22 protein-coding genes are annotated in these 21,183 nt (G+C 72.4%); 11 read left to right on the top strand and 11 right to left on the bottom strand.

Features of this window, described 5'->3' with window-relative positions:
- The first annotated feature begins 23 nt into the window (after positions 1-23).
- The 3 genes from AB0L37_RS12130 to AB0L37_RS12120 all read left to right on the top strand — a co-directional run bounded on the left by AB0L37_RS12130 (position 24) and on the right by AB0L37_RS12120 (position 5,066).
- Complete coding sequence (locus AB0L37_RS12130) at positions 24-1,985, top strand: hypothetical protein (RefSeq protein ID WP_365503307.1); 1,962 nt, start codon at positions 24-26, stop codon at positions 1,983-1,985.
- Positions 1,986-2,078: 93 nt separating this feature from the next.
- On the top strand, positions 2,079-3,644 hold the full coding sequence (locus AB0L37_RS12125; protein ID WP_365503304.1) for an SDR family oxidoreductase: 1,566 nt from the start codon (positions 2,079-2,081) through the stop codon (positions 3,642-3,644).
- 48 nt (positions 3,645-3,692) lie between these two features.
- Positions 3,693-5,066, top strand: coding sequence for a deoxyribodipyrimidine photo-lyase (locus tag AB0L37_RS12120; RefSeq protein ID WP_365503302.1), 1,374 nt, complete (start codon positions 3,693-3,695; stop codon positions 5,064-5,066).
- Here the strand turns inward: AB0L37_RS12120 and AB0L37_RS12115 are convergent.
- Positions 5,041-6,027: a MerR family transcriptional regulator gene (locus AB0L37_RS12115; RefSeq protein WP_365503299.1), complete on the bottom strand. Its 987-nt coding sequence runs from the start codon at positions 6,025-6,027 to the stop codon at positions 5,041-5,043. The two genes, AB0L37_RS12120 and AB0L37_RS12115, sit on opposite strands and share 26 nt — an antisense overlap.
- 155 nt (positions 6,028-6,182) lie before the next feature.
- Between AB0L37_RS12115 and AB0L37_RS12110 the strand changes: the two genes are divergently transcribed.
- The gene (locus AB0L37_RS12110; RefSeq protein ID WP_365503296.1) at positions 6,183-6,725 is read left to right on the top strand and encodes a sigma-70 family RNA polymerase sigma factor; all 543 of its coding nucleotides are present in this window, start codon (positions 6,183-6,185) and stop codon (positions 6,723-6,725) included.
- 198 nt (positions 6,726-6,923) lie between these two features.
- Here AB0L37_RS12110 and AB0L37_RS12105 read toward each other — a convergent pair whose 3' ends face one another.
- From AB0L37_RS12105 to AB0L37_RS12090, 4 genes are all read right to left on the bottom strand, one after another.
- Positions 6,924-7,292 carry a peptidase inhibitor family I36 protein gene (locus AB0L37_RS12105; protein WP_365503293.1) on the bottom strand — a complete coding sequence of 123 codons (369 nt, stop codon included), beginning with the start codon at positions 7,290-7,292 and terminating at the stop codon, positions 6,924-6,926.
- Positions 7,293-7,330: 38 nt separating this feature from the next.
- Positions 7,331-7,849 carry a hypothetical protein gene (locus AB0L37_RS12100; RefSeq protein WP_365503290.1) on the bottom strand — a complete coding sequence of 173 codons (519 nt, stop codon included), beginning with the start codon at positions 7,847-7,849 and terminating at the stop codon, positions 7,331-7,333.
- A 7-nt stretch (positions 7,850-7,856) separates the two neighbouring features.
- The gene (locus tag AB0L37_RS12095) at positions 7,857-8,216 is read right to left on the bottom strand and encodes a hypothetical protein (protein WP_365503287.1); all 360 of its coding nucleotides are present in this window, start codon (positions 8,214-8,216) and stop codon (positions 7,857-7,859) included.
- Between the two features lie 113 nt (positions 8,217-8,329).
- Entirely contained in the window at positions 8,330-8,743 is a 414-nt protein-coding gene (locus tag AB0L37_RS12090) for a hypothetical protein (protein WP_365503284.1), read from the bottom strand.
- 194 nt (positions 8,744-8,937) lie between these two features.
- Between AB0L37_RS12090 and AB0L37_RS12085 the strand changes: the two genes are divergently transcribed.
- On the top strand, positions 8,938-9,438 hold the full coding sequence (locus AB0L37_RS12085) for a DinB family protein (RefSeq protein ID WP_365503281.1): 501 nt from the start codon (positions 8,938-8,940) through the stop codon (positions 9,436-9,438).
- Positions 9,439-9,453: 15 nt separating this feature from the next.
- On the opposite strand, the gene AB0L37_RS12080 is transcribed toward AB0L37_RS12085, so the two are convergent.
- Positions 9,454-9,750: a DUF1905 domain-containing protein gene (locus AB0L37_RS12080; RefSeq protein ID WP_365503278.1), complete on the bottom strand. Its 297-nt coding sequence runs from the start codon at positions 9,748-9,750 to the stop codon at positions 9,454-9,456.
- Positions 9,751-9,909: 159 nt separating this feature from the next.
- Here AB0L37_RS12080 and AB0L37_RS12075 point away from each other — a divergent pair, with 159 nt between their 5' ends.
- The gene (locus AB0L37_RS12075) at positions 9,910-11,625 is read left to right on the top strand and encodes a glycoside hydrolase family 18 protein (RefSeq protein ID WP_365503275.1); all 1,716 of its coding nucleotides are present in this window, start codon (positions 9,910-9,912) and stop codon (positions 11,623-11,625) included.
- Between the two features lie 4 nt (positions 11,626-11,629).
- Here AB0L37_RS12075 and AB0L37_RS12070 read toward each other — a convergent pair whose 3' ends face one another.
- The 4 genes from AB0L37_RS12070 to AB0L37_RS12055 all read right to left on the bottom strand — a co-directional run bounded on the left by AB0L37_RS12070 (position 11,630) and on the right by AB0L37_RS12055 (position 13,990).
- On the bottom strand, positions 11,630-11,863 hold the full coding sequence (locus AB0L37_RS12070) for a hypothetical protein (protein WP_365503272.1): 234 nt from the start codon (positions 11,861-11,863) through the stop codon (positions 11,630-11,632).
- An 11-nt stretch (positions 11,864-11,874) separates the two neighbouring features.
- A complete protein-coding gene (locus AB0L37_RS12065) occupies positions 11,875-12,525 on the bottom strand; it encodes a TNT domain-containing protein (RefSeq protein WP_365503269.1) in 651 nt (216 codons plus the stop codon).
- Between the two features lie 150 nt (positions 12,526-12,675).
- Complete coding sequence (locus AB0L37_RS12060; protein WP_365503266.1) at positions 12,676-13,116, bottom strand: OsmC family protein; 441 nt, start codon at positions 13,114-13,116, stop codon at positions 12,676-12,678.
- Positions 13,117-13,135: 19 nt separating this feature from the next.
- Positions 13,136-13,990, bottom strand: coding sequence for a GntR family transcriptional regulator (locus AB0L37_RS12055; RefSeq protein ID WP_365503263.1), 855 nt, complete (start codon positions 13,988-13,990; stop codon positions 13,136-13,138).
- A gap of 228 nt (positions 13,991-14,218) precedes the next feature.
- Between AB0L37_RS12055 and AB0L37_RS12050 the strand changes: the two genes are divergently transcribed.
- Genes AB0L37_RS12050 through AB0L37_RS12030 form a run of 5 tightly spaced genes read left to right on the top strand, consistent with a single transcriptional unit; the run spans position 14,219 to position 20,405 of the window.
- Positions 14,219-15,490, top strand: coding sequence for an extracellular solute-binding protein (locus AB0L37_RS12050; RefSeq protein WP_365503259.1), 1,272 nt, complete (start codon positions 14,219-14,221; stop codon positions 15,488-15,490).
- 43 nt (positions 15,491-15,533) lie between these two features.
- The gene (locus AB0L37_RS12045; RefSeq protein WP_365503256.1) at positions 15,534-16,502 is read left to right on the top strand and encodes a sugar ABC transporter permease; all 969 of its coding nucleotides are present in this window, start codon (positions 15,534-15,536) and stop codon (positions 16,500-16,502) included.
- Positions 16,499-17,323, top strand: coding sequence for a carbohydrate ABC transporter permease (locus AB0L37_RS12040; RefSeq protein WP_365503253.1), 825 nt, complete (start codon positions 16,499-16,501; stop codon positions 17,321-17,323). Before AB0L37_RS12045 ends, AB0L37_RS12040 begins: the two co-directional genes overlap by 4 nt.
- A 41-nt stretch (positions 17,324-17,364) precedes the next feature.
- Positions 17,365-18,930, top strand: a complete 1,566-nt coding sequence (locus AB0L37_RS12035; RefSeq protein WP_365503250.1) for a beta-N-acetylhexosaminidase — start codon at positions 17,365-17,367, stop codon at positions 18,928-18,930.
- A gap of 56 nt (positions 18,931-18,986) precedes the next feature.
- The gene (locus tag AB0L37_RS12030; protein ID WP_365503634.1) at positions 18,987-20,405 is read left to right on the top strand and encodes a cellulose binding domain-containing protein; all 1,419 of its coding nucleotides are present in this window, start codon (positions 18,987-18,989) and stop codon (positions 20,403-20,405) included.
- A gap of 275 nt (positions 20,406-20,680) precedes the next feature.
- Here AB0L37_RS12030 and AB0L37_RS12025 read toward each other — a convergent pair whose 3' ends face one another.
- Positions 20,681-21,181 (bottom strand): hypothetical protein, encoded by a 501-nt coding sequence (locus AB0L37_RS12025; protein ID WP_365503247.1) that lies wholly within the window; start codon positions 21,179-21,181, stop codon positions 20,681-20,683.
- Between the last annotated feature and the right edge of the window lie 2 nt (positions 21,182-21,183).

The raw sequence follows: 21,183 nt of genomic DNA, 5'->3' as shown, positions 1-21,183 counted from the left end.
CGAGCAGCCGGAAGAGGTCCAGCGTGCCCACGCTCCGCCGCGACCGCACCGTCCCCCGTACCCGCATAGCCGTCGACCGGGCGGAGGCGGCACTCCTCGAGCAGTACACCGCCCTCGTACGTCTGGCGTATCTCACCCTTCCCTCCGCCCTCACCCGGCATCGTCGGGTGCTGCTGGCCCATGCCGCCGCCCAGCGCGCGCTGCCCGGCAGACGCCCGGCCGCGGTGCCCGGGCCGCGCACCGCGCAGGACGGCGCGGACCCGGCGGCCGACGCGCTGCGCGTGCGGGTCCTGTCGCGCGCCCTCGGCGCCGCGCACCGGCCGGCCGGCTGGCCCGCGGCCCTGCCACCGCCGCGCGCCCTGGTGCCCCGGCTCCCCTTCGTGTGGGGGCTGCGGCTGTTCCCGCGGGCCGGTGGCGCCGAGGAACTGGCCCTGGTCCGCGCGCTCGCGGACGCGTCGGCTCCCGCGCGGGCCGCGTTCGTCCTCCGGCACGTCGACGGCGTGGACAGGGAGCGGGCCGCCGCGCTCCTGGCCGCGGCCGGAGTCACCGAGGCCGCGACGGCGGTACGCGAGTCCGTCGCCCTGGACGCCGAGGCCGGCCCGGCCGCCGCGGCGCTGCTGCGCTCCCAGGAGTTCGACGCCTGCGCGGTGCAGACGCGGCCGACGGATCTGCTGCGCCGGGCGCGGCGGACCCGGGCGGCGCTGGCCGTCGTCGCCGTGGCCGTCGTCGCGGGGACGGCGCTGCTCGTGCCGGACGGCGGACGGCCGGCGAAGGCGCCGGGGCCCGCCTCTTCGACCGGGCCCGCGTTCACCGCCGACGAGCTGGCCCGGGCCGGACGGGACACCTGGGCCGACACGTCCCGGGTCGACTTCACGGCCTGGCCCGCGCGCGGAGACCGCACCGGCGACTCGGCCCTCCTCGACCGGGCGCTGGCCGCGTGGGCGGCGCCGTCCGACGCCGTCCGTGTCACCCGTACGCGGGGAACGGCGGCCGGCGCTCCGCCGCGCGCCCCGCAACTGCTGTTCGCCGGGGAGGTCGGCGCCCGCGCGGTGGTGCTCCTGAGCGACGGGGAGCGGCTCGCCCGCTACACCGAGCCGGGCGGTGACGGGCGGGCCGCGCTCGACCTGGCCCGGGCCGACGACGCCGACGTGACGACCGCGGCCGCCGTGGTCCTCGCCCGCTCCCAGGGCACGGCCCGCTACCTGACGGCGCCGTGGGTCGCGCGGGCGGGCACCCGCGATCTGCTGCGCCCCGACGTCGCGGCCCGGCCTCTCGGCCTGTCCGCCGCGGGCGTGACCGACGCGGTGCCCGTCGCGCCGGCCGACGGCTGCACCCGGCGGCCGGTGCTGCAACTGCGGTCCTCGTCGCGCATCGTGGAGGACCACTCGTTCCTGCTCGCCGATCTCGGCGGGCTCTCGCCGGTGCATCTCACGTTCACGCCGCTGCCCGGTCACGGGACGCCGCCGCCGCGTCAGCCGCGCGAGGCGACGGGGCCGCAGGCGCTGGTCGCCTGGGCGCGCACCGCGTGCCGCCTCCAGCCGTGGCGAGGCGGCGAGGTGCGCGCCGTGAACGCCTGGGACTTCGCCGAGCAGCAGCTCCCGGAAGGGGGCGGCCGCGCGGTGTGGTCCTGCGTCCGGGCGACGACCTGGCGGGGCCCCGGCGACGTCGCGCTCCTGCTGCGCACGCCCAGCGCGTCGGCCACCCGTCCCGCCGTGCTGATCGGCCGGGCCCGTGCCACGGCGGCGTGCAGCCGCTTCGGGCAGCACGTCGTGGCCGCCACGCGCTGGAAGTCGTCCGAGGGCCGCTGGTATCTCGTCGCGGCCGGCAGCCGGGCGGTCGTCCGCATCGCGACGAGCGGCGCGGTGACCGAGAGCGGCCGGGGCCGCACCCTGGCCGTACGTGCTCCGCAGCACGGCGCGGTCCGGGTGACGGCGCGCCTGGACACCGGCGCGACGCTCGCGGAGGTGGCGCCCGCACCGCGCTGATCTTCCGCGCGGACGTGCATCCGCCGCCCGTGCTGATGCGGAAGTCGTTCCTGGGGCCGACGGTGGTCGAAGGGGGAGAGCGAGGGAGATCCCATGAGCGGGCACGGCGGCGGCAACGACGACGGCGCTCTGCGCTGTCTGGTGACCGGCGCGAGCGGCTACATCGGCGGGCGCCTGGTGCCCGAGCTGCTCGCGGCGGGTCATCGCGTACGGTGCCTGGCCCGCTCCCCCGGCAAGCTGCGGGACCATCCGTGGGCCGAGGACGCCGAGATCGTGCGCGGTGACGTCCTGGACGCCGATTCGGTGGGCGCCGCCCTTGACGGTGTGGACGTCGCCTACTACCTGGTGCACGCACTCGGCACCGGCAAGGACTTCGAGCGCACGGACCGCGAGGCGGCGACGATCTTCGCCGAGCAGGCGCGCCGGGCCGGTGTGCGGCGGATCGTCTATCTCGGCGGCCTCACGCCCGAGGGCGTGCCGGAGCGGGAGCTGTCGCCGCATCTGCGCTCGCGGGCGGAGGTCGGCCACATCCTGCTGGACTCCGGCGTACCGACCGCCGTGCTGCGGGCCGCGGTGATCATCGGGTCCGGCTCGGCGTCGTTCGAGATGCTGCGCTATCTGACCGAGCGGCTGCCGGTGATGGTGACGCCGAGCTGGGTCGCCACCCGCATCCAGCCGGTCGCCGTGCGCGACGTGCTGCGCTGTCTCGTCGGCAGCGCGCAGCTGCCGGCGGAGGTGTCCCGCGCCTTCGATCTCGGCGGCCCCGACGTGCTCACGTACCGCGACATGATGCTGCGGTACGCCGCCGTCGCCGGGCTCCCGCGACGCCTTGTGGTGGGGGTGCCGATGCTCAGCCCCGGTCTGTCGAGCCACTGGGTCGGTCTGGTGACACCGGTGCCCGCGTCCATCGCGCGCCCGCTCACCGAGTCGCTGCGCCACGAGGTCGTCTGCCACGAGCACGACATCGACACGTGGGTACCGCCGGGTCCCGGCGGCCGGCTGGGTTTCGACGACGCGGTGCGGCTCGCGCTGCGCCGCGTCCAGGAGGCGCAGGTCGCGACGCGGTGGTCGTCGGCCGCGCTGCCGGGCGCCCCCAGCGATCCGCTGCCGACCGACCCCGACTGGGCGGGCGGCAGCCTGTACGAGGACGAGCGGGAGCGGATCGTGGACGCGTCGCCCGCGCGGTTGTGGGCGGTCGTCGAGGGCATCGGCGGTGAGCACGGCTGGTACTCCTTCCCGTTGGCGTGGGCGGTGCGCGGCTGGCTCGACCGGCTTTCGGGCGGGGTGGGCCTGCGCCGGGGCCGCCGGGACGCGGCCCGTCTGCGGGTCGGCGACTCGCTGGACTTCTGGCGGGTGGAGGAGATCGATCCCGGCCGGCTGCTGCGGCTGCGGGCGGAGATGCGGCTGCCGGGGCTCGCGTGGCTGGAGCTGACGGTGGAGCCGGTGGGCGCGGGGCGGGCCCGGTACCGCCAGCGGGCCCTGTTCCATCCGCGCGGGCTCGCCGGTCAGGCGTACTGGTGGAGCGTCGCGCCGTTCCACGCCGTGGTGTTCGGCGGGATGGCACGCAACATCGCGAGAGCGGCGGAGCGCTCCGCGCGAGAGGGCGACCCGAGCGGCCCCGGGGTGCATCCGGTCGCGCCCCCGTCCGGGAAGGGCTGACGACATCCGTTCCTCCGCCCTCGTCCGACCCCGTTCCAGGAGAGTCCCGTGCGCGTCCGAGTCGTCCTGTTCACCTCCGATCTGCGGATCCACGACCATCCGCCGCTGCGGGCCGCGCTGAACTCCGCCGACGCCGTGGTGCCGCTTTTCGTGCGGGACCGGGGGATCGCCGCGACCGGGTTCCCCGCGCCGAACCGCGAGGCGTTCCTCGCCGACTGTCTGCGTGATCTGGACGCCGGGCTGCGCGAGCGCGGCGGGCGGCTCGTGGTGCGCTCCGGGGACGTGGTGGACGAGGTCGCGAAGGTGGTGGCCGAGACGGACGCGCTCGCGGTGCACCTGGCGGGCGGCGTGAGCGGGTACGCGCGGCGGCGCGAGGACCGGCTGCGCGAGGCCCTGCACGCGATGGGCTGCGACCTGGTCGTCCATGACGCGGTGGTGACCTGTGTGCCGCCGGGCGCGGTCACCCCGGCCGGACGCGATCACTTCGCCGTGTTCACGCCGTACCACCGGCACTGGTCGAACCAGGGCACGCGGGCCGTGGTCCGGGCGCCGCGCGCCGTCACGGTCCCGGACGGGGTCGGCTCCGAGGAGCTGCCCGCCCGTACGGCCGTCTCCGGTGTGTCCCCCGGCCTCGCCGAGGGCGGTGAACGGGCGGGCCGGGCACGCCTGACCGCCTGGCTGCGCTCCGGGATCGCCGGGTACGAGGCCGGGCACGACGACCTCGCGGGCGACGCCACCTCCCGGCTCTCCCCCGACCTGCACTTCGGCACGGTCAGCCCGGTCGAGGTGGTGCACCGGGCGAGCACGGTGGGCGGCCGCGCCGCCGAGGCGTTCGTACGGCAGCTCGCCTGGCGGGATTTCCACCACCAGGTGCTCGCGGCCCGGCCGGCCGCCGCCCACGCCAACTACCGTGCCCAGCACGACCGTTGGCGCTCGGAGCGGTCGGCGGCGCAGGAGGTCGAGGCGTGGCGGCAGGGGCTGACCGGCTATCCGATCGTCGACGCGGCGATGCGCCAGTTGCGCCACGAGGGCTGGATGCACAACCGGGGCCGCCTGCTGACGGCGAGCTTCCTCACCAAGACGCTGTACGTCGACTGGCGGGTCGGAGCCCGGTACTTCCTGGACCTGCTGGTGGACGGGGATGTGGCGAACAACCAGCTGAACTGGCAGTGGATGGCGGGCACCGGGACGGACAGCAGGCCCAACCGGGTCCTCAATCCGGTGGCCCAGGCCAAGCGGTACGACCCGGACGGCGCGTATGTGCGGCGCTGGGTACCGGAGTTGGCGGACCTGCCGGGGGCCGCGATCCACGAACCGTGGAAGCTGACCGGCCTCGACCGGGCCGCCTACGACTACCCCGACCCGCTGCTCGACCTGTCGGACGGGCTCGCCCGGTTCAAGAGCGCGCGGGGTCTCGACTGACTTCCGGGTACAGCCGGTCGATCTGGGTGAGGGCCTCCGGCAGGGTCGTCGGGCGCAGCGCTCCACGGACGGTGCGGCCCGCCCAGCCGGGGCCGCCCAGCATCACGGCCGGACGGCCGCGGGCGCCGCGCACACCCCAGCGGGCGTCGGCGAGGGCGCGGGCCAGCGGCACGCTCGCCGTCGACCGGGCCTGGGCCCACAGGACGACGACGCGGGGGCCGGTCCTGCGGACCGCGGCGGAGACGGCCTCGACGGGCACCGCCGCCCCGAACATCCGCTGCGGCAGGCCGCGTTCACCGAGGGAGGCGCTCAGCGCTTCCAGGGCCAGCGCGTGCTGTTCGGCCGGGACGCAGGCCAGCACGACCGGCGGCAGCACGGGCGGCGGCGCGGGCGGGTCCGGCACGCCGCGCTGCAAGGTGCGCGAGACGTGCCAGGACAGCAGGTGCTCCACCTCGACGTACCGGTCGCCGGCCTCCTCCCACTTGCGGCCGATCGCGTGCAGCACCGGCACCATCACCTCCTGCCAGGCACCGACGAGACCGTGCCGCGCCACCGCCTCGTCCAGCAGGTCCTGCACCACGGGCGCGTCGAGGCGGGTGGCGGCGCGGGACAGACCCCGGCACTGCCGCTCGACGGAGACCGCGCTCGGCGCGCGCCGCGCCCGTGGGACGACGGATGCGGCGCCGGGCGCGGTCACCGGTCCCGCGTCGAGCCGCTTGCGGGCCAGCTCGGCGGCCTCGGCCGGGGGCAGTCCGGTGGCGGTGAGCCGGCACATCTCCTCGACGACCGCGATGTCCTGCGCGGACCAGCGGCGATGGTGTCCCGTGGAGCGCTGGGCGGGGCCGAGGCCGTAACGGCGGTCCCAGGTGCGCAACGTCGTCGGCGCCACGCCCAACTGCCGTGCGAGGGCTCCCGTGGTGACACCGGCACCCGTCCGCGCTGTGTCCCGAGCGTTGTCCATCGGCCCACGATACGACGCACGAACGACGCGGGTTGCCGCCCCGACGCCGCCGTTTCCAGGATGACCGGACCGTGACGGGCCCTGCGGTCCGTGCGCACTTTTTCGATCAGCGGGGGACAAGTCCTTGACCGCACCGAGGAGTTGACGAGGCTTCGATGAGGACAGCCGCGGGTGCGTCCGGCCCGGCCGGCGGGCCGTCCGACGACATGACCCTGGCCGCCGCGTACCGACAGTGGTGGCCCCTGGTGCACGGCCTGGCCCGGCGTGCGCTGGGTGACGTCCGTGAGGCGGAGGACGTCACCCAGCAGGTGTTCCTCGCCGCGTGGCGCGGCCGGGCGGGATACCGGCCCGAACTCGGCTCCCCCGCCGCCTGGTTGACGGGTATCACGCGCCGCAGGATCGCCGACGCTCTCGACGCGCGGACCCGCAGGACGGCCGTCGTGGACCGGCTCGCGGCGCGGGAGGCCGCGGGCGTTCCGGGGGTGGAGTGGGTGGTCGACCGGGTCCTGATCACCCAGGAACTGGCCCGGCTGCCGGCTCCGCAGCGCACGGTGCTGCGCCTCGCGTACTACGAGGACCTGACCCAGCCGCAGATCGCGGAGCGCACGGGCTGGCCGCTGGGCACCGTCAAGAGTCATGCGCGGCGCGGTCTGAGCCGGCTGCGCACGCGCCTCGACGGGGGCGCGGCCGCGCCCTGAGCCCTCGTACCGGAAAAGTCCGCATCCGGTGCATCCGCGCGGGCGCCTGCCGCCGAAGTACTGGCAGTCCCGCCCCGCGACGCGGGCGCACGGGCCGGCCCGGACCCCGCCGGCCCCGGCGTTCTCAGCGGAGTCGGCGCCGCTGAGAGCGATCGGCGTGGGCGGCGCCGGGTCGGCGCCGCCCGCGGCAAGGGGACGTCAGCAGCTCATCTTCCAGGTGTGGGAGTCGCCGCTGTCGTTGCCCCAGGAGTCGTAGGGGATCTCCTGGCCCGGGGAGAGGCACACGGTGCCGAGGCCGACCCAGCCCGGGTTCTCGTAGACCTGGACGTGGTCCTTGATGCCGGGGCCCGAGATGCCGTGGTTGGCCCAGGACGAGTCCTCGTCCTGAATGCCGGGCTCCCAGTCACCGTCGTCACCGGACCAGTTCCAGCGCTGCCCGCTGTAGTTGGCGTCGGTCCAGGCGCAGAAGTCTCCGCTCGGACACTGGGCGGCGTACGCGGTGGTGGTGACGGCGGCCCCGCCGAGGGCGAGGGCGAAGGCGGCGAGCAGGGCGACGGGATGCTTCATACGGAAAGGTCTCCTTCTGGTGGAGCGCCAGGGGCGCGTCAGGGGGTGTCGGCGTGCAGGACACGGGCCGACGCGTCGAGCGCGTGAGCGTGCATGCGGCGCCATTCGGTGAGTTCCGTGCGGTGCTGTGCCCGTACGGAGGCGAGGCTGCGCTCGCGATAGGCGGCCTCGGGCCGGAGGTTGTTGACGACGGTCGAGACCCGGAACCAGCGCTTCTGGTCGCCGTAGAGGGTGCGTTGGGCCTCGGCGAGGCAGCCGTCGGTGTGGGCGCGGACGGGGATGCCGTTCGCGAGGGTCAGGGAGAGTTCGGCCGGCGGGCGGCCGAAGAGGGCGTCGGCGACGCGCTCTTGTTCGGTGCGGCTCGGCGGACGCTGCCCCGGCCGGGGTGGGGTGAGGCCCTGGCGGGTGAGGCAGCGGTCGGTGAGCCGTTGCTGTGCGGCGCGAATCGTGTCGTCGGGCGACAGCGCGGGCCCGGCCGGCCGGTGCGCGCATCCGGTGAGCATGAGTGTGCCCGCGAGCAGGGCGAGCCACCGGGTTCGTGGTCGTCGGGGGTGCATGGTCGGGTCAGCCGCGCTCGCAGCCCTGGGTGTTGTCGGCGACGCCGTCGAGTTTCTGCGCCCACTCCCAGTTCTCGGAGTAGTCGTCGCGGCGGATCTCCCGGTAGAGGCACCCCGAGGCGGTGTAGCTGATCGCGTAGACGGTGTCGCCGACGCGCGACTCGAAGGAGTAGGCGTGACGCTGTGTGCCGTTCTCGGCCTCGGCGTATCCGGGCGGTCCGTAGCACCAGGCCTGGCCGTGCTGGCCGGTCTCGGTCCAGAAGCAGACCTGGCCGGGACCCGCCGCGGCCTGCGCTCCCGCGGCTGCGGGGACGAGTGCGGCCGCTGCGGAGAGCAGCGTGAGGGCGAGTGCGGACGTTCGTTTCATTCAGGCGGCCCCAGAGTGGTGGTGATCACTGTGCGTGACCACCCTCCCCGGCTGCCGACCGGAGTACGCGCCGTGTCACTCGTGTCGGTGACTACTCATGACAGTCGTACCTTTCACACGGAGGCCGTGGCCCGGCCGCGCGGCACGGTGCGGGCCATGCGCAGGGCGTCCACGGATTCGGCGAGGAGTTCGTACTCGGTGGTGTCGTCGCGGGCGGCCACGCGCAGGAGTTGGCCCCCGGCCAGTTCCTCGGCGGCGCGTTCCTGGAGGTCGGCGTCCGCGCACCAGGAGCGCAGCAGTGCGGGCACGTCGGGGGTGTCGTCGGCCACCGGCATCAGGGCGCCTTCGGGCAGGTTGCCCCGGTCGGGGCGCGGGTCGAGGCGCTCGGCGATCCAGGTGGCGCGGTCGCGCAGCCACCACAGGGCGAGGGGCAGGGTGGGGGCGCGATAGGTGCCGAGCGGGACTCCGACGCGCCGACCGCCGCAGATTCCGTACGCGGTGACATGGCACAGGAATTCGTCGTGCACGATCTCCCCCATTGCCTGGCGCTCTTGATCAGTAACCGGTCAGCAATTGATCAGCATTCGAACAAAGTTCAACCGTCCCACACGTTGAGTATCGACACTTCGAACGCTCTGTCACCATGCCTTTCACGCCAGTCTCGTGGCATATTCACGGGCTCCGTTGGCCGAAATCCACAGCGTCGGCGAAACTGCACCCCATGCGCTCACACGACGTACTCATCGAGGGATACGGACGAATTCGGGAAGAGGTGCACGCGGTCGTCGACGGGCTTTCCGTCGACGATCTTCACGCGCGCCCCGGTGACGAAGCGAATTCCATCGCGTGGCTGGTCTGGCATCTGACACGCGTCCAGGACGACCATGTCGCGGAGGCCGCCGGTATCGAGCAGGCATGGCTCGCGAAGGGCTGGGCGGACCGGTTCGCTCTGCCGCTCGAGGAAAGCGACACGGGATACGGACATACACAGAAGCAGGTCGGCCAGGTGAAAGTGGACTCGGGCGAGATGCTGCTCGAGTATTACGACGCCGTGCACGAGCAGACGCTCGCGTTTCTGTCGGGCCTGACGAATGAGGATCTGGACCGCGTCGTCGACGAGCGATGGGATCCGCCGGTCACGCTCGGCGTGCGGCTGGTGAGTGTGCTGTCGGACGATCTCCAGCACGTGGGGCAGGCCGCTTATGTCCGCGGCCTGCTCTGACGTTCACCACCGGGTTCAGGAAAGGCGCTCCTCCAGGCGGACCGTCACGGTGTCGCCCTCGTCCTTGCCGATGGCGCGGCGCAGGTCCGCCTTCACGGGCAGTTTGTGGCGGCCGTCGCCGAGGGCCATGAAGGAGCTGCGGAACGGGTGCCCGTCGACGGTGCCGCGGACCTTCACCAGGCCCCGGGTGCCGAAGAACTCGGCCGCCTGCGGCCACACCACATAGGTCCATCCGCCCGGGTTCGGGCTCTTCTCGAGGACGGCGCTGAACTCCTTGTTCAGCGCCGTTCCGGCGTGTGCGTGCGCTGTCATGGCGGCCTCCGTTCGGTGTCTACGGTTCTGACCCTGCCGGGCCGCCGAACTCATCGCATCTCCAGAGGTCTTGACAAGTCGATTGGTCTGGACCAGCCTCAGCGCACAGCGGTGGCCACCGTTCACATCCGCCCCTCACCTCTCCCCCGGAGGCACCTCGTGGACCGTGCTGCACGTCACGGCAGACCAGGCGCGCGCCGCCTGCTCGGCGGCGCCCTTGCCGTCACCTCGGCCGCCGCACTCGGCATCACCGCCCTGGCCGCGCCCGCGCAGGCCGCGGACGTCAACGTCGCGAAGAACGCCGGCTTCGAGTCGGACCTGTCCAACTGGACGTGCACCGCGGGCAGCGGTGCCATCGTCTCCTCTCCCGTGCACGGCGGCGCCAAGGCACTCAAGGCCACCCCGTCCGGCCAGGACAACGCCCAGTGCACCCAGACCGTCGCCGTCAAGCCCAACTCGACCTACACGTTGAGCAGTTGGGTGCAGGGCAGCTACGCCTACCTGGGCGCGAGCGGCACGGGCACCACCGACGTCTCCACGTGGACGCCGGGCGGCTCCTCCTGGCAGCAGCTCACCACGAGCTTCAAGACCGGCGCGAACACGACCTCGGTGACCGTCTACACGCACGGCTGGTACGGGCAGAGCGCCTACTACGTGGACGACGTGAGCGTCTTCGGTCCCGACGGGGGCGGCGGCAGCGACCCGGTCGTCGTGCCGTCGGCGCCGACCGGTCTCGCCGCGGGCGCCACGACCTCGACGTCCGTCGACCTGTCATGGACGCCGGTCTCCTCGGCCACCGGCTACAACGTCTACCGGAACGGCACGAAGGTCGCCTCCGTGACGGGTGCCTCGACCACCGTCACCGGCCTGACCGCCGACACCTCGTACAGCTTCCAGGTCAGCGCGGTGAACGCGGCGGGCGAGTCCGCGAAGTCGACCGCCGTGAGCGCGCGGACGGCGACGTCCGGAAGCGGCGGCGGAGGCGGCGGTACCGTGCCGAAGCACGCGCTGACCGGGTACTGGCAGAACTTCGACAACGGCGCGACGGTGCAGAAGCTGCGGGACGTCTCCGCGCAGTACGACATCATCGCGGTGTCGTTCGCCGACGCCACGACCACGCCCGGCCAGATCACCTTCAACCTCGACCCCGCCGTCGGCTACGCCTCCGCCGCCGACTTCAAGGCCGACATCGCCGCCAAACACGCCGCGGGCAAGTCCGTGGTCCTCTCGGTGGGCGGCGAGAAGGGCAGCATCTCCGTCAACAGCGACGCGTCGGCGACCGCGTTCGCCGACAGCGCGTACGCGCTGATGCAGACCTACGGCTTCGACGGCGTCGACATCGACCTGGAGAACGGCCTCAACTCGACCTACATGACCAAGGCGCTCCGTGCGCTGGCGGCCAAGGCGGGCAGCGGGTTCGTGCTGACGATGGCGCCGCAGACGATCGACATGCAGTCGACGTCCGGTGAGTACTTCAAGACCGCGCTGAACGTGAAGGACATCCTCACGGTGGTCAACATGCAGTACTACAACAGCGGTTCGATGCTGGGCTGCGACGGCAAGGTCTACAGCCAGGGCTCGGTCGACTTCCTCACCGCGCTCGCCTGCATCCAGCTGGAGGGCGGCCTCGACCCGTCGCAGGTCGGACTCGGCGTGCCGGCGTCGACGCGCGGCGCGGGCAGCGGTTACGTGGACCCGTCGGTGGTGAACAACGCGCTCGACTGTCTCGCCCGGGGCACCGGCTGCGGCACGTTCAAGCCCGCGAAGACGTATCCGGGGCTGCGCGGCGCGATGACGTGGTCGACGAACTGGGACGCGACGGCGGGCGGCGCCTGGTCGAACGCGGTCGGCCCGAAGGTGCACAGCCTGCCGTAGCGCGTCAGGCGAGCAGCCTCAACAGGTGGGCGCAGGCCGCCTGTTCGGTGGGGTGTGCGGAGATCGGGTGGTGCGTACCGCGTTCGTACGCACCGGTCTCCCACGCCCCGTCGGGCGTGGTCCGCAGGTACAGGAAGTCCGGGGGCGTGGGGGCGGGTTCGTGGACGCCCTCGATCCAGTAGTACGCGGCGGGCACGCCCGAGCGGCGCAGCGCCTCGTCGAGTTCGGTGACGTCCACGGGTCCGCTCCTTACGCGGTGGGCTCGAGGTAGTCGTGCTCGATCAGCCACTTCACGTTGAGCCGCTGCCCCTCACCGGGGTTGAGGAACACGGCGTCGAGCTTGATCTGCCGGCCGCCGCCGGGCTGCTCGAACCAGGGGGCGATGGGGCCCTGCCACACGTGGAACGGCTTCTCCACGACGTACGTGTGGTAGTCGCAGGCGTAGGCGGCGTCACGGGTGTTGAGGTTCTGCGGGGGCAGGGCGCGCTTCTTGTACGCGTCTCCGGCCGGGGCCAGGTAGGCGCCGTACTCGGAGCCGAAGCGGTCGAGTTCCTCGCCGGGCGCGAGCTCGGTCGGGGTGCGGTCGACCTGTCCGTTCGTCTCGGTGAAGCCGTCGTTCGGCGGGTACTTCCAGGAGCCGCCGTCCGCGGGCCCTTCCCAGTACTTCTTCAGGAACGCCTGGTCGCTGAGCCCGCCGGTGCGGTCGTACCCCTTGAGCAGCGGGCCGACCGGGCCCTGCCACTTCTTGGGCAGGTGCTGCGGGCCGAGCCGGGCGTCGCCGTGGTAGGTGCCGGTGCACGGCTCGTGGACCGGGGTGGGCGCGGCGGCGGCCACGGACGGGGCGGCGGCGAGCGTGAGGACGGCGCCGAGGGACGCCAGGATCGTACGCAAGGGCTTCACGTGGAAGTCTCCAGTGACGAGAGGTGACGGGGCGCGCACGCGTGGTGATCATGCGGCGCAGCGCGACAGTAGCCGCCCCGCGCCTCATGTATGACGACATTTGGCCATCTGCGGGGCCGGGGCAGCCGCGCGGACGTCGGCCGGGTCGGCTCAGCCGCCGAGGAAGAGCTGGGTGCCGTCCGGGCCCGTCACCTCGACGCGGGCGCCGTGTTCGACGGTGCGGCTGACGGTGCAGTACGTGTCGTGGGTGAGGCGGATGCCTCGTTCGAGGGCTTCGGCGGCGGCCGTGTCCCCGTCGGGCAGGGCCAGTTCGTAGGCGATGCGGACGGCGCCGACCCGGCCGTCGTCCTCGGGCCGTGAGACCGACTCGACGGTGATGCGCAGGTCGTCGTGGGGGACGGTGCGGGCGGTGCGGTCCACCACGAGCCCGCCGCAGCCGCCGAGCGCGGCGAGCAGGAGTTCGACGGGGGTGAAGGACGGCTGGGCGGCGTCGGCGTCGGCGGGGGCCATGCGGACCTCCGCGCCCCGGTCGTTGCGCGCGGTCCAGTCGCGTTCGCCGTTGCGTACGGTTTCGATGCGGTAGTCGGCCATGGCGGAACGGTAACCAGGGCTACGGGGTCTGGACGTCGCCCCGGGTGGACGAGGCGAGCGTGTCGCGGTGGGCGAAGTCGCCGGGCGGGATGCCGGGATGATGGCCGCTCAGCGGGCCGGCGGCCGTCGCCGCGGCGGCCGGGCCGAGGGTGAGGCGGGAGACGATGCGGTAGCGGTCGCCGCGGTAGAGGGAGTGCACGTACTCGACGGGCCGCCCCGATGTGTCCGAGGTGAGGCGCTCGAACAGGAGCGCCGGGGAGAGTTCGGGGACGTCGAGGAGCTCGGCCTCGGCGCGGGTGACGACGGTCGGCTCGATGGCTTGAACTGCTTCGCGGACGTGAACGTCGTGGTGCTCACGCAGATGGGCGTAGAGGTCGCCGCTCTCCAACTCCTGGGCGCTGAGCCCGGGCACGAGATCGGCCCGGATGTGCAGGTGCTCGATGGCCATCGGCGCCCCGTCGACGAGCCGCAGCCGCGCCACGTACACGATCTGCGCGGCAGGCGAGATCCGCAGCTTGCGGCCGACGCGGGCGCCGGCCTGGATGGTGGTGAACTCCAGGAGCCGGCTCGACCAGGTGCCCGCCGCCTGCGGGAGCGTCAGCGCCTGTTCCTGGGAGACGAGTTCCTGGGTGATCTTCTCTGGGGCGACGAACATGCCGCGCCCGTGTTCGCGTACGAGCAGACCCGCGGCGACGAGTTCGTCGACGGCGGCGCGCAGCGTGGGACGGGAGACCTCCAGGCGGGCGCAGAGGGTGCGCTCGGAGGGGATCGGGTCGCCGGGCCGCTGCGACTCGATGAGTTCGAGGATGTGGTCGCGCACCCGCTCGCGCTTGAGCACCGCTCCCGGCGCGTCCCTGTTCGCGTCGGTGTTCACGCCCGCCCCCTTGTGCCGTACGACCAGTTGCCTGACCAGTTGACCACGTCGGGCCGTTGATCGACAAGCGAACCGGTGGCCCGGAGGGCGAGATCGGGGCGCGATCCTCAACTGACCAGTATTTCGCAGGGGGTTGACGCGCCCATTGGTCTATGCCACGTTTCTCCACCATCAGAGGTCACCTGACCAGTTACCCAACTGGTCAGGTCCGGCTCCCAGAGGTGAACCGTGAAGCTCCGCTTGCTCGCCGGTGTGTCCGTGCTCGTCGTGTCCGCCGGGCTCAGTGCCTGCAGTTCCTCCGGCTCCGAGGACGGAGGGTCCGGTGACGGCGGCCGGACCACCCTCGACGTGTGGCTGATGCGCGACAGCGTGTCGGCCGCGTTCCAGAAGGACTTCGAGAAGGGCTTCGAGGCGGCGCACCCCGACATCGACGTCAAGGTGCAGATCCAGGAGTGGGACGGCATCGGCGGGAAGGTCACCGCGGCGCTCGCCAGCAACGACGCCCCGGACGTGATCGAGACCGGCAACACGCAGGTCGCCCAGTTCGCGCAGAGCGGCGGCCTCCTTGACCTCAGCGACAAGGTCGACGCGCTCGGCGGCAAGGACTGGCTGAAGGGGCTCGCCGAACCCGGCGCGTACGGGGGCAAGCAGTACGGCATCCCGTACTACGCGGCCAACCGGGTCGTCATCTACCGCACCGACCTGTTCGAGAAGGCAGGCGTGGACGCGGCCGCCATCAAGACGCGCGAGCAGTGGGTCGCCGCCACGAAGAAGCTCAACAAGGGCTCCCAGCAAGGGATCTACCTGCCCGGACAGAACTGGTACACGTTCTCCGGATTCGTCTGGGACGAGGGCGGCGACCTCGCGACCGAGGCCGGCGGGAAGTGGAAGGGCACCCTCGACACCCCCGAGGCGCTGCGCGCCATGGCCTTCTACGAGAAGCTCCAGGCCCTCGGCAAGGGCCCGAAGGACTCCGACGAGGCGGAGCCGCCGCAGGCCGAGGTGATGGCCAAGGGGCAGGTGGCCCAGGTGATCAGCACGCCGGGCGGCGCCAACGTCGTCATCCAGAACAACCCCGAGCTCAAAGGCAAGTTGGGGTTCTTCCCGATCCCGGGGAAGACCGCGGACACCCCGGGCGCGGTGTTCACCGGCGGTTCGGACCTGGTGATCCCCACGGTGTCCAAGCACCACGACGCCGCGTACACGTTCGTCAAGGAGCTGACCGGCGACACCTGGCAGAAGAAGCTCGCCGTCGCCATGAGCTACGTACCGAACAAGACGACGCTCACGGGCGCCGTCGCGAAGGATCCCGGTGCCTCGGCGATGGCGGTCGGCGCCGCCGTCGGGCACGCCACGCCGAACACGCCGGGCTGGGCCGCCGTCGAGGCCAAGAACCCGATCAAGGACTACATGACGGCCGTGCTGACCGGCGGGGATCCGAAGCGGGAGGCGGCAAAGGCGTCCGAGGCGATCACGACGGCGATGAACTCCGGCTCCTGATCGCCCCCTTCCCCCGGTCCTTCCTGCGAAAGGAGTGTGCGCCGTGTCGGTCGTCCGCGAGCGGACCGCGCCCCGCCCTCTCACCCGGCCGTCCCGGCGCCCGCCGGACCCGGCCCGGCGCGCCACCACGTCCGGCCTGTGGCCGTACCTGCTGGTGGCTCCCGCCGTCCTCGGCATGCTGTACCTGCTGCTCTACCCGCTGGCCCGGACCGTCCTGATCTCCTTCCAGGACTTCGGCCTGCGTCAGCTCATCCTCGGCGACGCGCACTTCGTCGGCCTGGACAACTACACGACCCTGCTGTCCGATCCGCGTTTTTGGACCGTGGTGCGCCGCACGTTCCTGTTCATGGCGGTCAACGTCGTCCTCATCATGGGGATCTCGACGCTGGTGGCACTGATGGTGGAGCGGCTCGGCCGGCGCTGGCGGACGGCGGTGCTCAGCGCACTGGTCCTGACGTGGGCGATGCCGGTGGTCGCGGCGACGACCGTGTTCCAGTGGCTGTTCCACTCCGAGTTCGGCATCGTCAACCACGCCCTGACCGGCCTCGGGTTCTCGTCGTTCGACGGTTATCCGTGGCTGGCGCACGGCCCCGCGGCGTTCACGATCCTGGTGGCGCTGGTGGTGTGGCAGTCGGTGCCGTTCGCGGCGATCACCCTGTACTCGGCGCTGACCACGGTGCCGACCGAGCTGTACGAGGCGGCGCGGATCGACGGGGCGTCCGGGGTGAGGATCTTCCGCTCGATCACGCTGCCGATCGTCCGGCCGATCTTCATGCTGGTGCTCTCCCTCGAAGTGATCTGGACGTTCAAGGCGTTCGTGCAGATCTGGGTGATGACCCAGGGCGGTCCGGGCGACGCGACGACGATCCTGCCGGTGTACGCGGTGCAGACGGCGCTCGCGGGCCAGCGCTACGACCTGGGTTCGGCGGCGTCGATGGTGACGGTGCTGCTCATGTCGGGCGTGCTGGTCGCCTACTTCCGGCAGATGTTCCGACAGGAGGCCGAGCTGTGAGACCGCGCCGACTGCCGCTGCACCTCGCGGCCACCGCGACGATCGTCGTCTGCCTCTTCCCCGTCTACTGGATGGTCGCGACGTCCTTCAAGCCGAACCGCGACATCCAGTCCGACCACCCCCAACTCCTGCCGCAGAGCTGGACACTCGACCACTTCCGGCGGGCGGTCGACGCCGACGGCTTCGCGCTCTTCTGGCGCAACAGCGTCCTCGTCACACTCGGCGCGGTGGCGCTCGCCCTGGTCGTGGCGCTCGGCGCGTCGTTCGCGGTGGCGCGGATGCGGTGGCGGGGCCGGCGGCAGTTCATGCTCGCGGTGTTCATCGCGCAGATGGCGCCGTGGGAGTCGCTGATCATCCCCGTGTACATCATCTCGCGGGACACCGACATGCTGGACCGGCTGCCGACGCTGACGCTCGTGTACTTCATGATGACGCTGCCGTTCACGATCGTCGTGCTGCGCGGCTTCATCGCGACGATCCCGGCGGAGCTGGAGGAGTCGGCGCAGGTCGACGGCTGCACCCGGTTCGGGGCGTTCCGGCACGTGGCGTTCCCGCTGCTCGCGCCGGGGCTGATGGCGACGTCACTGTTCGGCTTCATCACGGCGTGGAACGAGTTCACGTACGCCAACTTCCTCATCATCAAGCAGCAGGACCACCGGACGCTGCCCGTCTGGCTGTCCTCGTTCCAGAACACGTTCGGCACCGACTGGGGCGCCACGATGGCCGCCTCCACCCTGTTCGCGCTGCCCGCCCTGGCGATCTTCCTGCTGTTGCAGCGGCACGTCACGTCCGGCTTCGCGGCCGGCGCCGTGAAGGGCTGATGAAGGGCTGTTCCCCACTCGTGGTCTTCCGGAGGTTCGCCGTGCCCGCACACCGCCCCTCGCTGGTCCCCCTGCCCACCCAACTCTCCTACCGCCCGGGCCACTTCACCCTGCACACGGGGACGACGGTCCGGGTCTCCCCCGGCGCGGAGCCGGCCGCGGCCCTGCTGCGCACGCTCCTGCGTCCCGCCACGGGGCTGTCCCTGCCGCACTCCCCCGACGCCCCGTTCGTCCTCGCCCTCGACCCGCAGCTCGGGGGCCTGGGCGAGGAGGGGTACGGCCTGACGGTGGCGCCGGACGCGGTGCTGCTGCGCGCCGCTCACGTCGACGGGCTGCTGCGCGGCGTCCAGACGCTCCGTCAACTCCTCCCTGTAGAGGCGCTGTTGAGCACAGCCCAGGCGGGTGTCGACTGGCGGCTGCCCTGCGTGGAGATCACCGATGTGCCGCAACGCCCGTGGCGCGGCTTCATGCTCGACGTGGCGCGGCACTTCCAGCCGGTGTCCCTGCTGCGCCGGTACGTGGATCTGCTCGCCCTGCACAAGCTGAACGTGCTGCATCTGCACCTCACCGACGACCAGGGCTGGCGGATGCCGGTAGCGGCGTACCCGCGGCTGACGGAGGTGGGCGGGCGTCGCGCCGCGTCGATGGTGGGGCCCGCCGGGAGTTCCCTCTTCGACGGTGCGCCGCACGAAGGGGCCTACACGGCAAGGGAGTTGAAGGACCTCGTCGCGTACGCCGCCGCCCGCGGGGTGCGTGTCGTCCCGGAGATCGAGATGCCGGGGCACGCGCGGGCCGCGCTGGCCGCGTATCCGGAACTCGGAAACGTCCCCGGCCGCACCCTCGACGTGTGGACGCGATGGGGCGTGTGCGAGACCGTCCTCGGCGTCCACGACCCGGTCCTGGAGTTCTGCCGTACGGTCCTCGGCGAGGTCCTGGACGTCTTCCCCTCGCCGTACGTGCATGTGGGCGGCGACGAGTGCCCGACGACGGAGTGGGCGGCGAGCCCGGCGGCGCGGGCCAGGGCCGCCGCCGAGGGACTGGCGGACACGGCCGCGCTGCGCACCTGGTTCCTGGGGCGGATCGGCGACTTCCTCATCGAGCAGGGCCGCACCCCGGCCGCGTGGGCGGAGACCGGCGAAGGGCTGCCACCGGAGTTCCTGGTGATGACCTGGCGCGACCCCGAGCACACGCGGATCGCCCTCAAGCGGGGACACGCGGTGGTCAGCGGCCACTACCGCGCGACCTACCTCGACTACGCGCAGAGTTACGCGCCCGGTACGCCGCAGGCGCAGCCCGGACCGGTGGTCGACCTGCGCGCGGTGCACGACCACGACCCCGCCTCCTCGCCGGAGGACGCCGGTCAACTGCTCGGCATGCAGGCGCAGTTGTGGACCGAGTTCGCGCCCACCGCCGAGCACGTCGACTTCCTCGCCTTTCCCCGGCTGTGCGCGCTCGCCGACCGGGCGTGGCACGGCGACCCCTCCTGGCCCGACTTCCGTGTCCGCGTCACCGAGCACATCGGGCGGCTCGCCGCGCTCGGCGTGCGGCACGGACCGCTCGACCCGCACGTCCCCCTCCCCCACCGTTCCGGAAAGGAACACGCATGAAGGGCACACGTATGACGAGCACACGCACGACCGGCACCGGCAGCAAGGGCACGCGCATGGCGGGCTCGCGGCTCGGCAGATCCCTCACGTGCGCGGTGGCCGTCGCGCTCGGCTGCGCGGGCCTCGTCGCGCTGCCGGCGAGCGCGAGCGCCGCCACGGGCGACCTGGCCGTGCAGTACCACACGGGCTCCACCGGCAGCGACCAGGCCGAGCCCTGGCTGAAGGTGCGCAACACCGGCACCGCGAGCGTGCCGCTGAGCGGCGTCAAGGTCCGCTACTACTTCAAGTCCGACGCGGGGAACCCCAGTTACCGCTTCGCCTGCTCGTGGGCCGTGAAGGGCTGCGGCAACATCACGGGTACGTTCGGCACGCTCGCCCACCCGACGGCGACCGCCGACCGCTATCTGGAGGTCGGCTTCACGTCCGGCGCGGGCTCGCTCGCGGCGGGCGCCGACACCGGCGACATGCAGCTGCGCTTCTACCGCGCGGACTGGCAGTCGCTGAACCAGGCCGACGACTACTCCTTCGGCGCGACGCAGACCTCGTACGCGAACTGGTCGAAGGTGACGGCTCAGCTCGACGGCGCCACCGTCTGGGGCACGGCCCCCGAGGGCAACGACCCGACCGACCCCACGGACCCCACCGACCCGACCGATCCGCCCGCCGGCGGCGCGACCCTGTTCGACGACTTCAACTACTCCGCCTACAACGACCCGAAGATCGACGCACACGGCTGGAGCGTGCGCTCCAACTCCGGCGGCCCGGGCGTGCCGGGCGCGACATGGGCGCCGCAGAACGTCACGTTCGCCACCTCCTCCGGCAACTCCGTCATGAACCTGGAGACGTCGACGTCGGGCACCGGCGAGAGCACGAAGCAGACCGAAGTCCTCACCAAGTCACTGAAGTTCAGGAACGGGACGTACGCGGCCCGCGTGAAGTTCTCCGACGCGCCGAAGAGCGGCCCGGACGGGGACCACCTGGTGCAGACCTTCTTCACCATCAACGACCTCAAGGCGCCGATGGCCGACGACTACGCCGAGTACGACTTCGAGTACCTGCCCAACGGTGGCTGGGGCGAGCCGTCGAACATCCTGTACACGACGTCCTGGGAGACCTACAACCCTGACCCGTGGCAGGCCGTGAACCAGCACACGGAGAGCCGGCAGAGCTACGCGGGCTGGCACGACCTCGTCGTCACCATCGACAACAGCGACATCCGCTACTACATCGACGGTCAGCTCTTCGGCACGCACGGCTCGGCGTATCTGCCGGAGCGGCCGATGTCGATCAACTTCAACCAGTGGCTGATCGACCTGGCGGGCCAGAGCAGCACCAGCGCCCGCGCGTACGACCAGCAGGTCGACTACGTGCTGCACGTCAAGGACCAGGTGCTCACCCCGGCGCAGGTCGCGGCGAAGGTGGCGGCCTACCGGACGGCGGGCACCACGTTCGAGGACACGGTGCCGGCCTCCTGAGCCGGGACTCCAGGGTCGGACGGGGAGCCCGCGCGCCCCACACGAACGGGCTCCCCAGGGGTGCTTCCCCTCCCCACGCGGCCGCCGCGGGACTCGGCGGCCGTCGTGGGCGAGAGTCTGCCGTGGACCGGCCGGGAACTCACGTCGGACCACCGGCTTTCGGTAACCTTGCGTGTTGAATCAGTGGCGAGATGTGACGGAGGAGGAGCAGCAAAACCCTGTTGCCAGGCGGTAGTTGACGTGGCTGAACCGCCGTCTGGCGTGATCACGTCGGATCAACTAAGGCCGGATCCCGGTCCGGGCAAGCGCTCTCCACAGCGGGCGCAGTACCGCGCGGCCGCGTCCTCCGTGACGCGGCCGCAGCCCGTGCAGACCCGCGGCAGCAGACACGGCGCCTCGCCGCCCTCCGCGGCGGCCACCGACGTCGGGGCCCGGCGGATCGTCATGCCGGGCCGCCTGCGGTGCGCGGTGATGTAGACGAGACCGTCGGGGCCTGCGCTGACCGCGCGGCGCTCGCCGCGGGGCACGAACGCGAGGACGCCGGGCGCGAGTTCGGCGTCGCCGTCGGCGCGGTGCAGGGTGCCGTGCCCCTCGGCGACGACGAGCAGGACGTCGAGATCGGATTCGACGTACGGTTCGCCGGCCGTGCCGGGGCGCAGCCGTACGACGTTGGCGTCGAGCTGGCGGGCCGCGCCCTCCAGGCGCCACACCGCGCCGGTCGCGCTCGCGTCCGCCGAGGTCAGCAGGTCCGCCAGGGACACATGGGCAGCGGGCATCG

It is taken from the genome of Streptomyces sp. NPDC052225, assembly GCF_040679615.1.
Lineage (GTDB): Bacteria > Actinomycetota > Actinomycetes > Streptomycetales > Streptomycetaceae > Streptomyces.
This window is presented reverse-complemented; position numbering and strand designations above follow the sequence as displayed.